A 12,885-nucleotide genomic window follows, 5' to 3' on the forward strand; every position below is an offset into this window, starting at 1 on the left:
CAGGATATCATTGAGCTACTGTAGGTGTGGAAGGGAAAACCGTTCCCTCGGCGTGCTCGGGAGGCCGGAGATGACCCTGCGGGACGACACGGCGCGCGACGCCACGACACGGCACGACCACCCCGGAGCCGGCAGCGCCGGCGCGAGCGCCGAGGCGCGCAGCGCGGGCGCCGCGGTGCCGGATCCCCGGGAGGACGGCGCGGTCACCGCCGCGCACGCGGTGCAGGACCTGCGCGCCAGCGTCACCGGCGATCTGCTCGACATCGTCGTCGACCTGGACTCCGGCAGCGGATGCCGCTTCTCCGACGCCCGCGACGGCACCGAGTACCTCGACATGACGATGTACTTCAGCTCCGCGCCGCTCGGGCACGGGCACCCGGCGCTGCGCGAGGCCTCGTGCGAACGGGCGCTGCTGCGGGCCGCGCGCACGAAACCGTCCAATCCGGACTTCGCCACGGTGGAGCAGGCGGAGTTCGCCGAGGCCTTCCGCCGCGTCGCCGGCGACCCCGAGCTGCCGCTGCTGTTCTTCATCGACAGCGGCACGCTCGCGGTGGAGAACGCCCTCAAGATCGCGTTCGACTGGAAGACGAAGCGCAACGCGCGCGCCGGCGTGGCCGCGCGCGGGCACCGGGTGCTGCACCTGCAGCACGCGTTCCACGGCCGCAGCGGGTACACGATGTCGCTGACCAACACCGAACCGGCGAAGGTCCGCGACTACCCCAAGTTCGACTGGCCGCGGATCCCCGCCCCGACCGCGTCCGCGGCGGAGTGGGACACCCCCGGACTGCTGCCCGCCGAGACCGCCGCGCTCGAGCAGGCGCGCGCCGAACTGGAGCGCCACGGTGCGGAGATCGCCTGCTTCGTCTACGAACCCGTCCAGGGCGAGGGCGGCGACCGGCACCTGCGCTCCCGGTTCCTGCGGGAGGTGCGGGGGCTGTGCGCGGAGTACGACGTGCTCACCGTCGCCGACGAGGTGCAGACGGGGGCCGCCGCCGGGGCGCCCTGGGTGTCGGTGGACCTCGACCTGCGTCCCGACCTCATCGCCTTCGGCAAGCGCATGCAGGTCTGCGGTGTCCAGGGTGGACGCCGCGTGCTGGAGGTCGAGGACAACGCGTTCCGGGAACCCAGCCGGATCAGCTCGACCTGGGGCGGTTCGCTGGTCGACATGGTGCGGGGCACGCACATCCTGCGGACGATCGAACGCGAGGGGTTGTTCGACCACGCCGCCCGGATGGGGGAGGTGCTGCGGAACGAGCTGCACGAGCTCGCCGCGGAGTTCCCCGCCGTGCTGCGGCACCCGCGCGGTCGTGGTCTCATGTGCGCCATCGGCTTTCACGACCGCACCGTGCGGGACCGCGTGATCGCCGAGGCCCGGCGGCGCTGTCGCACGCTCTTCCTGCCCAGCGGGCCGGATTCCGTGCGGTGGCGTCCTCCGCTGACCGTCTCGGAGGAGGAGATCTCCGCTGCGGTCGCGGCGATGCGCACGTGCGTGCGGCAGGCGCGCTGACCGGGGGAGGGGAGCGGGGCGGAGCCGAGCGCTCCGCCCCGCGGTGTCCCCGCCCACCCCGCGGTGTCCCCGCGGCCCGGTGGTGCGACGGAGGCCACGCCCGCGCCGCCGGTCCGTCGTGCGCGCCGCGCCTCCGGTTACCGTAGGTATTCATGGATGTCCGGGTCATCGACCACCCCCTCGCCAAGGCGCGCTTGAGCACGATGCGCGACGTGCGCACCAACAGCGCCGCGTTCCGCGCGGCGCTGCAGGAACTGACGCTCATGCTGCTGTACGAGGCCACCCGCGAGGCCGAGGTGGCCACTTACGACGTCGAGACGCCGATCACGCGCACCAGCGGGTACGCGCTGGCCGAGCCGCCGCTGTTCGTCCCCGTGCTGCGGGCGGGGCTCGGGATGGCGGACCAGGCGCACCGCCTGATCCCGGAAGCGCAGATGGGCTTCGTCGGGCTCTCCCGCGACGAGGAGACGCTGCGGCCGACGCCGTACCTGGAGTCGCTGCCGGCGGACCTCTCCGGACGCCCGGTTTTCGTGCTCGACCCGATGCTGGCCACCGGCGGGTCGATGGCGTACACGATCCGCATGCTCGTCGAGCGGGGCGCCAGCGACGTCACCGCGATCTGCACGCTGGCCGCGCCGGAGGGCCTGCGGCGGCTCGAGGAGTCGGAGCTGCCGCTGCGGGTCGTCACCGCCAGCGTGGACGACCGGCTCGACGAGAAGGGCTTCATCGTGCCCGGGCTCGGGGACGCCGGGGATCGCGAGTACGGCGCCGTCACCTGAGCGTCCGCGGATCGGTTGACGTCGTGGTTCGGGTGGGAACCCCCGACGGGGCGGTCTGCGCACGTGGCGCGGAAGCGGTTGCGCCGCCTCGCCCGGCGGAGCGCTGCGGCCGAGCACGCGGCCACCCGATCCGCGTGGCCGCTCGCGGCGCGAGGCCGCCTGCGTTGGTTCGCCGTTGTCTCGCGGTCATGCACCCGAGGCATGAGATTCACGCCCGGGGGGCGGAGATCTCGGCGAGTTCGTGGGAGCCTGTCACGGTGACATCACGACAATCCGGTTTCTTACGCGCGGGGGCCCGTGGCCTGCTGGGGGCGGCGGCCGCCGGGGTGGTGTACCGCAACGCACGGACGTTGTCCCAGGTACGTGCGGTGCTGCCGCTCGGTGCTCCCGGAACCCCGAGCACGCTGCCGCCGAAGGTCACCGCTGTCGTGCCGGCCCGCAACGAAGCCGCTGTGCTGGACGCGTGCGTGCGCGCGCTGCGGGAGCAGACCCACGGCAGCCGGACCGGTGCCGAGGGGAGCGCGCTGCGCATCGTGGTCGTCGACGACAGCTCGACCGATGACACACCGGTGATCGCCCGCCGGCACGCCGAGGAGGACCCGCGGGTCCGCGTGGTCCGGTTGGACGAGCTCCCGGAGGGGTGGAGCGGCAAGGTCCACGCGATGCACTCCGGGGTCGCGCACGCGGACGAGCCGGAGGCCGGCGAGTGGCTCATGTTCGTGGACGCGGACATGCAGCTCGGCCCCGAACTGGTCGGCCGCCTGCTGTCGACGGCGGAGGGAGCCGATGCGGACCTGGTGTCCACGCCCGGCAGCCCGCCGGAGCAGCACTCCGCGACCTGGCCCTGGCTGATGCCCGCGGGCCTGCAGTTGATCGGGGAGAACGCGGCGCCGGACGGGCGGGGCCGCAAGGCCTTCGCGATCGGTCACTGCATCCTGCTGCGACGTTCGCACTACGACAAGATCGGCGGGTGGTCCGCGCTGGCGTCCGTGCGCAACGAGGACATCGCGATCGCGACGCGGGTGCGCGACCACGGGGGCACGACGCAGCTGGTCGATTCGGGCAGGCACGCGATCACCACCGGCATGGACCCGTTCCGCCAGGGCTGGCGTTCGTTCCGGAAGAGCTTCGTGGCGGGCACGCGCGGTTCGGTGCCCGCGCTGACCGCGATCGGCGTCGGGCAGATCGCGGCGTCGCTGGCCGCTCCCGCGGCCGCGCTGGTCGGGTTGGGCACGCGCCGGCGCGGATTGGCCGCGGTGGGAGCTGCGGGCTGGGCCGTGCAGAGCGCCGCGCACGCGCGCACCGCGCGGCTGATGGGCTCGGACCCGCGGTACGCCCCGCTGGCCCCGGCGTCCGGCGCGCTGTTCGGCAGCGTCCTGCTCGACGGCGTGGTGCGCGTCGTGCGCGGCAAGACGGCGTGGAAGGGACGCCGCACGCGCTACTGACCGCTCCCGCGGTCAACGACCTGTTCGGTGCGTCCCCGGCGTGCCGGAACGCGCGAGTTCCGGGCCCGGCTGCGACGATGGTGGTCCCACCGTGGCGCACCGTTGCGCGCGTGCGCGGGGTGCGGCGGTCACCTTCCCCGCGAGGGCCGCGCGTTGCGGGGAGGGCGGCCGATGTGGCCACGGACTGGGGCGCCCTGAACATCGCACGGTGATGAGGGAAGGCGGGCTCTGCTCAGGGCGCCCACTGGCCGCCAAGGCGAACCTCGACGACACGATTAGGTTACTCGTTCCACGTCGACCAAGATCAACTGGGGTAATCTGCCCGTGTGACCACGGTTTTCGCGCACGCGCGGAGCCGGTGCCACCGGGGTTGCGGGTGTCGCCGGGTTTGCGAGCGCTGCCGGGATCGCGGGCTTCGCCGGGAACGGTGCGCGAGCGGCGGCGACTGCCGGGCGCACCGGGACGCGGCGCTGCGCCGGCGCCCGGGCCGGGCGCGGCGGGGAGGGTGCGGTGGGGAGCGGTCACGGCATCAGCCCGGCGGCGTAGGCGGCGACCGTGGCACCCAGGTTCCAGCACGCCTCCGCGTCGTCCTTGTCCGGCTCCCCGGTGACGGACACGTTGTCGGTGACCTTCGCCCAGTCGAGTCCCGTGGTGATGGATTCGATGCCGCGCACCGCGCCGGTCGTGTCGCTGCCGCCGTGCACGTACAGGCCGTACGGCCGCTGCCGGGTGGAGTCCAGGCACGGGTAGTAGATGGTGTCGAAGAAGACCTTGAGGGCCCCGCTCATCATGCCCAGGTTGGCCGGTGTGCCGAGCACGTAGGCGTCGGCGGCGAGCACGTCGGACGCGGTCGCTTCCAACGCGGCCCTGCGCACGACCTCGACGTCCTCGATCTCGTCGGTGGCCGCCCCGTCGAGCACTGCTTCCAGCATCGACTGCAGGTTCGGCGACGGGGTGTGATGCACGATCAGCAGCCTGGGCACGTTGTTGACCTTCTCGCGGATGCGCGCGAGCGCGCAACCCACCGGGAGTGTGTGGATCAGCGGGGGCGCGCGGACCAGGGCGTGCGCGGATCAGCGCACGGTCCTCACCGACGCGCTGGTCACGGCGCCGGTTCGTCCGGTGCGAGCAGTTCCCCCACGGCCGTGCCCAGCCGCGCGAGCCGGTCGCTCGCGCGCTGCTTCGCCGCCGCGAGCGCCGCGGCCGCGTCACCGGCGTGCGCATCCGGCGCGGGGTGCTCCACCACCTGCAGGTAGCACTTCAGCTTCGGTTCCGTCCCGGAGGGCCGGATGACCACGCGGGTGCCCCCGTCACCGGTGAGCACGAGCGCGTCGGTGGCGGAGAGCGGATCGCGCAGCCGCAGCGGCGTCCCGGCCAGCTCGGCCGGTGGCCGCTCGCGCAGCCGCGCCGCGCGCTCGGCGCTGTCGGACACGCGCAGCGAGACCTGGTCGGTGCTGTGCACGCCGTAGCGCAGGAACAGCTCGTCCAGCAGGTCCGGCAGGCCGCGGCCCTGCGCGGCCAACCGCGCGGCGAGGTCGCAGCAGAGCACCGCGGCCGAGATCCCGTCCTTGTCGCGCACGTGCTCGGGGTCGACGCAGTGGCCGAGGGCCTCCTCGTAGGCGTAGACGAGGCCGGTGCCCCGCCCGTCGCCGGCGCGGACCAGCCACTTGAACCCGGTGGGGGTCTCGGCGTGGCGCAGGCCGAAGTCCTCGGCCATGCGGCCGAGCATCGTGGCGGACACGAGCGTGCTGGCCACCAGCGGCACCGGAGCGCGCCCTCCCCCCAACGTGGACAGGACGTGCCAGCCGAGCAGGACACCGGTCTCGTCGCCGCGCAGCATCCGCCACCGCCCGCCGTCGGCCACGCCGAGCGCGCAGCGGTCCGCGTCCGGATCGAGCGCGATCGCGAGGTCCGCCGCGCTGCTCTGCGCGTGCCGCAGCAGGGCATCGGTCGCTCCCGGTTCTTCCGGGTTCGGGAAGTTCACGGTCGGGAACTCGGGGTCCGGGTGCTCCTGCTCGGGCACGAACGACACGTCGCCGACCCCGCAGCGCCGCAGCGCCTCGCGCAGCGGCCCGGCCCCCACGCCGTGCAGCGCGGTCGCCGCGACCCGCGGCGCTGCGGACCGGTCGGTCCGGCGCGTCAGGTGGATCACGCGGTCGAGGTAGCCTTCCAGCGCGTCGGTGCACCACTGCCACGTGTCCGCGCGGGGCACGGCTGCGGCCGGCGCGGACGCCGCGATCCCGTTCTCGATCTCCGCGTCGGTGGGGGCGACCGGCTGCACCCCGCCGCGCAGGTAGAGCTTGTACCCGTTGTCCGCGGGCGGGTTGTGCGAGGCGGTGATCTGGATGCCGGCCGCGGCCCCGCGCGCCCGCGTCACGTGGGCCAGCACCGGGGTGGGCAGGGGATCGGCGAGCAGTCTCGCGTCGAAGCCCGCCGCGGCGAGCACCGCCGCGGCTTCCCGCGCGAACGCCTCTGAACCGTGCCGGGCGTCGCGCCCGACGAAGACCAGCCCGCCCGGTTCCGCGCGCCGCAACCAGTCCGCGAGCCCCGCCGTGGTGCGGATCACCACGGAGCGGTTCATGCCGTTGGCGCCGGCCCGCACGGGCGCGCGCATCCCCGCGGTGCCGAAGCGGGGCAGCCCGGACATGCGCTCGGCCAGCTCCTGCGCGGCCTCCGCCGAACCGGCGTCGGACCGCGCGAGCAGGTCGTCGAGCTGCTCGCGCGAGAGTGGATCGACGTCGTTGGCGACCCACTCCCGCGCAGTTTGCCTGATCGTTGCGTCCATGGCCAATGTCCCCACCCCGGTTCGTTCCCGTGCTCCGGGGCTCCCTAAGCGGTTTCCGCGAGGGAGCGCAGGAGCTGCCCCATCCTCGCGGCCGAGGCCCGGCCGGCTTCGAGGACCTCCTCGTGGTCCAGCGGCTGACCGCTGAGCCCCGCGGCGAGGTTCGTGACCAGGGACAGCCCGAACACCTCGAGTCCCGCAGCGCGGGCGGCGATCGCTTCCAGCACGGTCGACATGCCGACGAGGTCGATGCCGAGCTGCTGGAACATGCCGATCTCCGCCGGGGTCTCGAAGTGCGGTCCGACGACACCGGCGTAGACGCCCTCGGCGAGGGAGGGGTCGATCTCGGTCGCGCGGGCGCGCAACCGCGGCGAGTACAGGTCGGTGAGGTCGACGAACTCCGCCCCCACCAGCGGTGAGCGCGCGGTGAGGTTGATGTGGTCGCTGATCAGCACGGGCTGGCCGACGTCGAAGCCCTCCCGCAGCCCGCCGGCCGCGTTGGTGAGCACGACGGTCCGGCACCCGGCGGCCGCTGCGGTGCGCACGCCGTGCGCGACGGGGTCGACGCCGCGGCCTTCGTACAGGTGGGTGCGCCCGAGCAGCACGAGCACCCGCTTGCCGGCGACGGGCACGGACCAGGCCCTGCCGCTGTGCCCGACCGCGGTCGGTGCGGCGAAGCCGGGCAGCTCCTCCATGCCGATCTCGGCGGCCGGGGTGCCGATCTGCTCGGCGGCCGGTTGCCACCCGGAGCCGAGCACGACCGCGATGTCGTGCTGCGGGGTGCCGGTGCGTTCGGCGAGCGCGTCCGCGGCGCGCCGGGCGACGTCCGCGGGCTCGAGGGCGGTGGTGTCAGCGTTCGAAGCAGTCACGCCCCGCAGCTTAGTGGCCGCGCGGCTTGCCGGTCGTGTGCTTGGCCGCACCCGACGCGTCCCGGCGCGTCGGGCGGGCTGCCCAGCCCGGGGGAACAGAGCCCGGGGGACAGAGCCGGGGGGCAGAGCCGGGGGACAGCGCCCACGTGCGCAGCGCTGCCGGGGAACAGCTCCCCGGGAACGAGGTGCCGGGGAGCGGTCGGACTCCTGCCGCGGGTCACTGCGCGGTGCGGAAGCCGGGCAGCACGGCGGCGAACAGTTCGCGGCCGGTCTTGGCGAAGTGCTCCGGTGCGGTCACGCGGACGATCCACAGGTCGTCCCCCCGCTGCAGCACCTCCGCGATCGAGCTGCGCCGCATCCGCTCGTCCCCGGCGCCGCGCTCGGTCGTCGTGTAGCGCACCTGGTGGGCGTTGCCCCCGGGCTCCGCGGTGTCCGAGAGCAGCTCGAACTCCTGCGGGGAGCCGCCGGCCAGCTCCGGCAGCCGCCGCAGGTAGTCCGTTGTGGAGCGCTCGGTCGCGAGGAGCCCGCCGAACCGCTGGACCGCCAGCTCGACCGTCCCGTCGGGGGAGACGAACGAGATGGTCTTGTTCGGGGCGAATTCGCGTCCCTCGTAGTGGAACACCTCCCAGCCCTCGGGCACGCTCAGCGAGAAGCGGCCGCCGGCGGGCGCCGAGGTGTGCTTGGCGTTGTCCGAGTACGGCATGAGCGTGCCGAGCGCGGGTGGTCGGTCCACCGTGTTGCTGCTCAGGCTCGGTGGCAGCACGGGGACCCCGGCGACCGCGCGGGTGCCGGCGAAACCGGCCGCCGCGGCCACCGCGAACACGAGCACCGCGGAGCAGGCCAGCACCGCCGTGCGCCACCGGGAGCGGCGCGGGCGCTGCGGGGTGAGCGGGAAGGGGGGCGCTCCGGGGCTGGCGGCCAGCGGGGCGGCGTCGCCACCCCCGCCGTCGGGGGAAGCGCCGCTGGGAGGGGCGTCCGCCGCGGAGGAGCTCGCCGCGCCGCCCCCGGGCTCCGGCCGCTCGGGGCGCTCCGCGTCCTCGGTGGCGCTCCGCGCGCGCTCGCGGACCAAGCGGACCGTCGGCGCGTCCGGGTCGAGCAGCATCGCGAACGGGTGCGCGCCCGGTTCCGGCAGCAGCGGCTGCAGGCGGCGGCGCACCTCGGTCAGCGGCATGCGGGCACCGGGGTCTTTGACCATGAGGCCCGCGATGACCTCCCCGACGGGGCCTTCGCGGGGCGGCGCCGGGACGGGGCCGCGCACGACGCTGGCGACCGTCTCCAGCGGGTCGTCCTCGACGTCGTACGGCGGTGCCCCCCGGACCGCGGCGTACAGCGTCGCGCCGAGCCCCCAGAGGTCGCCTGCCGCCGCCGCACCGTGCCCCTCGGCGGTCTCCGGGGCGATGTAGGCGGGTGTGCCCAGCATCGTCCCGGTCCGGGTGATGGTGCTGTCGTTGAGGCTGCGCGCGATGCCGAAGTCGGTGAGCTTGACCCGCTCCTCGTCCCCGATGAGCACGTTGCCGGGTTTGACGTCGCGGTGGACGATCCCGGCCCGGTGCGCCGCGTCGAGCCCGGCGGCCACACCGTCGGCGACGAGGGCCAGCTGGGTGTCATCGAGGGGACCGTGGTCGTCGAGGATGGACGCGAGGCTCTGGGCGGGGGCGAGCTCCATGACCACGAACGGTTGGCCCTCCTCGCGGGCCACGTCGTACAGCGTCACCACGTTCGGGTGAGTCAGCGCCGCGATCGCGCGGGCTTCGCGGAGGGCGCGCTCGCGCAGCTCGGCGGCCTCCTCCTCGGGGAGGCCCTCGGGCAGGCGCATCTCCTTGACCGCCACCGGGCGGTACAGCAGTTCGTCGGTGGCGGCCCACACGGTGCCCATGGAGCCGCGGCCGAGCCGCGTGTCCAGGCGGTACCGCCCGCCGATGAGGCGCCCGGCGCCGTCGGCGTCGCTGTCGGTGGTCACGCGGATCATTGTCCCGCGCGCGCTCGGCGCAGTGGTGCGGAATTCGCTCGTCCGGTTGCGAAGTCCGGATCGCGAGTGATTTTTCCCACCAAGTGGGTCGCGGGGAGTTGTTAACGTGCGTCGATCGTGCTCCGTGAAAACGACTTTCGCCGTCGGGGCCCGCCGCGCGCGACATATGCGCTATTGGGCATACATCGTACTGTTCGGTTAGATTGGCGGACACCGATTTCGGCGCACCGGCGGTGCGCGGTCGGCGGATGCGCGAGCTGCCGGCGCACCTCGCGAACGCGGGGAGTGTCGCGGTGCGTGCGGACAGCGGGTGGCGAACAATCCCGGGCGAGTTCACCGACGTCGAACTCGGCGAGCCGGACGGTGTGCCGCGCGCGTCCGCACCGGTCGGACTGCTGGCCTCCCGGGTGCCGAACACGTCCCAACCACGGGTGGGCGCGCCGACCCGGGGATCCGGGCGGTCGCAGCGGGCCGCCACGCGCGGTGCGCGTCCGCGTCCGGTGGCGGTGACCGTCCGGCAACGAGGAGGTGTCCTTGCTCGCGTTCGTCCTCGTGCACCTGCTCGTGGCGGGTGCGCTCCCGGCGCTCGCCCGGCGCAGCACGCGGGCCGCCTTCTTCGCCGCCGCCGTTCCGCCCGCCGCGATGCTCGGCTGGAGCCTGGCGCACGCCGGCAGCGCGCTCGGCGGGGTGCCGCGAACCGAGAGCTTGGCGTGGGCACCGCTGCTCGGACTCGAGTTCACCTTCCGCCTCGACTCCCTCGCACTGCTGCTGACGATCCTGGTCACCGGCATCGGCGCCCTGGTGCTGGTCTACTCCGCCGGTTACTTCGCACCCGGCAGCGGTGCCGCGCGCCGCTCCGCGCCGCTGCTGCTGACCTTCGCGGCCGTGATGCTCGGGCTCGTCCTCGCCGACGACCTGCTCACCGTCTACATCTTCTGGGAACTCACCACGATCTGCTCGTTCCTGCTCGTCGGGCAGGCCGGTGTGAGCCGCGAGTCGCGGCGCTCCTCGGTGCAGGCGCTGATGGTCACCACCCTCGGCGGGCTGGTCATGCTGCTCGGGTTCGTGGTGCTCGGCGAGACCGCGGGCACCTACCGGATCTCCGAGCTCGCCGCCGACCCGCCCGGCGGTGCGGCCACCGCGGTGGCGGCCGTGCTCGTCCTCGTCGGCGCGTTCACCAAGTCCGCCCAGCTGCCCTTCCACAACTGGTTGCCCGCCGCGATGATCGCGCCCACGCCGATCAGCGCTTACCTGCACGCGGCGTCGATGGTCAAGGCCGGGGTGTTCCTCGTGGCCCGGATGGCCCCGGTGTTCGCCGGGGTCGAGCTGTGGACGGTGCTCGCGGTGGTGTTCGGCCTCGCCACGATGATCGTGGCGGGGTGGCGCGCGCTGCACGAGCACGACCTGAAGAAGCTGCTCGCCTACGGAACGGTCAGCCAGCTCGGGTTCCTGATGGTGCTCGCCGGACCGGGCACGTACACCACGATGCTCGCCGCCGACACGATGCTGCTCGCCCACGGCATGTTCAAGGCAGCGCTGTTCCTGGTCATCGGCATCATCGACCACCAGGCGGGGACTCGGGACACGCGCGAGCTGTCCGGGATGGGCCGGCGCATGCCGTGGCTGGCCGCGCTGGCGTCGGTCGCCGGCCTCTCCATGGCCGGGGTGCCGCCGACGTTGGGCTTCCTCGGCAAGGAGGCCGCTTTCGCATCGTTCATCGCCGGTGGGGGCGCGTTGAGCACCTGGGGGACGATCGGCCTGCTCGTCGGCTCCGTCCTCACCGTCGGCTACACCGCTCGGCTGCTGTGGGGCGCTTTCGCCACGAAGGAGGGCCTGGCCCCGAGCCGGGCGGCCGCACCGGGCCCGGTGCTGTGGGTGCCGGCCGCGCTGCCCGCGGCCGCCAGCATCGTGCTCGGGATCGGCTATCCGGTCACCGACGTGCTCGCCGGCGGCTACGCGTCGAACTTCGCGGTCGGCCCGGACCCGTACCACCTCGAGCTGTGGCACGGGTTCAACCTCGCGCTGCTGTGCTCGGCGGTCGCCCTGATCGGCGGTGTCGCGCTGCACCTCGCGCGCGACCCGGTCAGCGCGTTCCGCGCCCGGTTGCCCCGGATCGCCGACGCGCAGCGCGGCTACGAGGCGATCATGGCCGGGCTGGAGCGGACCGCGGTCGGCGTCACCGGTCGGCTGCAGGCCGGGTCGCTGCCGATCTACCTGGGCGTCATCCTGCTGATGGTGCTGTGCGTGCCGGGTGCGGTGATGCTCACCCACCACGCGGACCTGCCCGCGGACCTGCGCGCCTACGACAACCCGCTGCAGGTCGCGCTGGCCTTCGGGGCCATCGTCGCGGCCTTCGCCGCGCTGCGCGCGCGCCGCCGCCTCACGGCGGTGCTCATGGTCGGCGTCATCGGGTACTGCATCGGCGGGCTGTTCATCGTGGACGGCGGACCCGACCTGGCGCTGGCCCAGTTCATGGTCGAGACGCTGACCCTGGTCGTGTTCGTCTTCGTGCTGCGCCGGCTGCCGGTGCGCTTCGGCCAGGACGGCACCAACACGCTGCGCTGGCCGCGCGCGCTCGTCGCCGGCGCCGTGGGCACTTTCATCGCCGTGTCCGCGCTGGTGTTCAGCGCCGCGCGCCGGAGCCCCTCGGCCGTGAGCGGCAACTTCATCGCCAACGCCGAGGAGGGCGCCGGCGCGCACAACGTCGTCAACGCCATCCTCATCGACTTCCGCGCGCTGGACACCGTCGGCGAGATCTCGGTGCTGGGCATCACCGCCACCGGGGTGGCCAGCCTCATCCTCGCGGGCCGGCACGAGCGCCGGAAGCGCAGCGCCGGCGTCACCCCGCGTCCCGTCACCGGCTCGCCGCCCACCGAGGACGCGGGCACCCCGGCGCCGAGCAGCACCGCGAACGGAACCGAGACGCACGAGGAGGGCCGGCAATGACCAACGGCGGATCCGCGCTGTCCGGCCAGCGCGGCACCTCCGAACTGGAAACCCGCCAGGTGCGCCGCTCCTGGACCAACTGGGACGCCCCGACCGAGCGCTGGCTGCTCACCGGGTTCCCGCGGGACAGCCGCGAACGCACCGTGCTGCTGGAGCTGGCCGCGCGGACCGTGTTCCCCACGGTGCTCGTGCTGTCGCTGTACCTGCTGTTCGCCGGGCACTACCGCGTCGGCGGCGGGTTCAGCGGCGGGCTCGTGGCCGGGCAGGCGTTCGTGCTGCGCTACCTCGCCGGCGGTCGCATGGACGGCAGCGCCGTGGTCCCGCTGCGCCCGCCGGTGCTCATCGGCTGCGGGATCACCCTGACCGTGCTCACCGCGCTGTTGCCGCTGGTCGCCGGCGACCCCGTGCTCACGGGGGAGATCGTCAAGCTGAACGCGCCGCTGCTGGGCGAGCTCAAGCTGATGTCCAGCCTCGTGCTCGACGTCGGGGTCTACCTGCTGATCGTCGGAGTGGTGCTCGACCTGCTGCGCACGCTCGGCTCGGCGATCGAGGCCGATGCCGCCGCGGCGGAGAGGGGGCAGTCGTGAT

At 73.9% G+C, this 12,885-nt stretch carries 9 protein-coding genes; 5 read left to right on the forward strand and 4 right to left on the reverse strand.

The features are described from left to right. Positions 1-70 precede the first annotated feature (70 nt). From lat to ACVGV0_RS02995, 3 genes are all read left to right on the forward strand, one after another. Complete coding sequence (lat, locus tag ACVGV0_RS02985) at positions 71-1,507, forward strand: L-lysine 6-transaminase (protein ID WP_459158319.1); 1,437 nt, start codon at positions 71-73, stop codon at positions 1,505-1,507. Between the two features lie 152 nt (positions 1,508-1,659). After that, complete coding sequence (gene upp / locus ACVGV0_RS02990; protein WP_459158320.1) at positions 1,660-2,286, forward strand: uracil phosphoribosyltransferase; 627 nt, start codon at positions 1,660-1,662, stop codon at positions 2,284-2,286. A 257-nt stretch (positions 2,287-2,543) separates the two neighbouring features. Continuing rightward, complete coding sequence (locus ACVGV0_RS02995; RefSeq protein ID WP_459158321.1) at positions 2,544-3,731, forward strand: glycosyltransferase family 2 protein; 1,188 nt, start codon at positions 2,544-2,546, stop codon at positions 3,729-3,731. Positions 3,732-4,252: 521 nt separating this feature from the next. On the opposite strand, the gene ACVGV0_RS03000 is transcribed toward ACVGV0_RS02995, so the two are convergent. The 4 genes from ACVGV0_RS03000 to ACVGV0_RS03015 all read right to left on the reverse strand — a co-directional run bounded on the left by ACVGV0_RS03000 (position 4,253) and on the right by ACVGV0_RS03015 (position 9,351). Further along, entirely contained in the window at positions 4,253-4,714 is a 462-nt protein-coding gene (locus ACVGV0_RS03000) for a flavodoxin family protein (RefSeq protein ID WP_459159904.1), read from the reverse strand. 119 nt (positions 4,715-4,833) lie between these two features. Beyond that, positions 4,834-6,516: a phospho-sugar mutase gene (locus ACVGV0_RS03005; protein WP_459158322.1), complete on the reverse strand. Its 1,683-nt coding sequence runs from the start codon at positions 6,514-6,516 to the stop codon at positions 4,834-4,836. A 44-nt stretch (positions 6,517-6,560) separates the two neighbouring features. Then, entirely contained in the window at positions 6,561-7,382 is an 822-nt protein-coding gene (locus ACVGV0_RS03010; protein WP_459158323.1) for a purine-nucleoside phosphorylase, read from the reverse strand. A gap of 217 nt (positions 7,383-7,599) precedes the next feature. Continuing rightward, a complete protein-coding gene (locus tag ACVGV0_RS03015; protein WP_459158324.1) occupies positions 7,600-9,351 on the reverse strand; it encodes a serine/threonine-protein kinase in 1,752 nt (583 codons plus the stop codon). 534 nt (positions 9,352-9,885) lie between these two features. Between ACVGV0_RS03015 and mbhE the strand changes: the two genes are divergently transcribed. Continuing rightward, entirely contained in the window at positions 9,886-12,297 is a 2,412-nt protein-coding gene (gene mbhE / locus ACVGV0_RS03020) for a hydrogen gas-evolving membrane-bound hydrogenase subunit E (protein ID WP_459158325.1), read from the forward strand. Further along, entirely contained in the window at positions 12,294-12,884 is a 591-nt protein-coding gene (locus ACVGV0_RS03025; RefSeq protein WP_459158326.1) for an MnhB domain-containing protein, read from the forward strand. Before mbhE ends, ACVGV0_RS03025 begins: the two co-directional genes overlap by 4 nt. Position 12,885 lies beyond the last annotated feature (1 nt).

This window comes from Salinifilum ghardaiensis, from assembly GCF_054491345.1.

Bases quoted from the DNA above. Each gene is read 5' to 3' on its own strand.
- lat (WP_459158319.1), top strand. From the start codon at position 71: ATGACCCTGCGGGACGACACGGCGCGCGACGCCACGACACGGCACGAC.
- upp (WP_459158320.1), top strand. From the start codon at position 1,660: ATGGATGTCCGGGTCATCGACCACCCCCTCGCCAAGGCGCGCTTGAGC.
- ACVGV0_RS03005 (WP_459158322.1), bottom strand. From the start codon at position 6,516: ATGGACGCAACGATCAGGCAAACTGCGCGGGAGTGGGTCGCCAACGAC.
- ACVGV0_RS03015 (WP_459158324.1), bottom strand. From the start codon at position 9,351: ATGATCCGCGTGACCACCGACAGCGACGCCGACGGCGCCGGGCGCCTC.
- ACVGV0_RS03025 (WP_459158326.1), top strand. From the start codon at position 12,294: ATGACCAACGGCGGATCCGCGCTGTCCGGCCAGCGCGGCACCTCCGAA.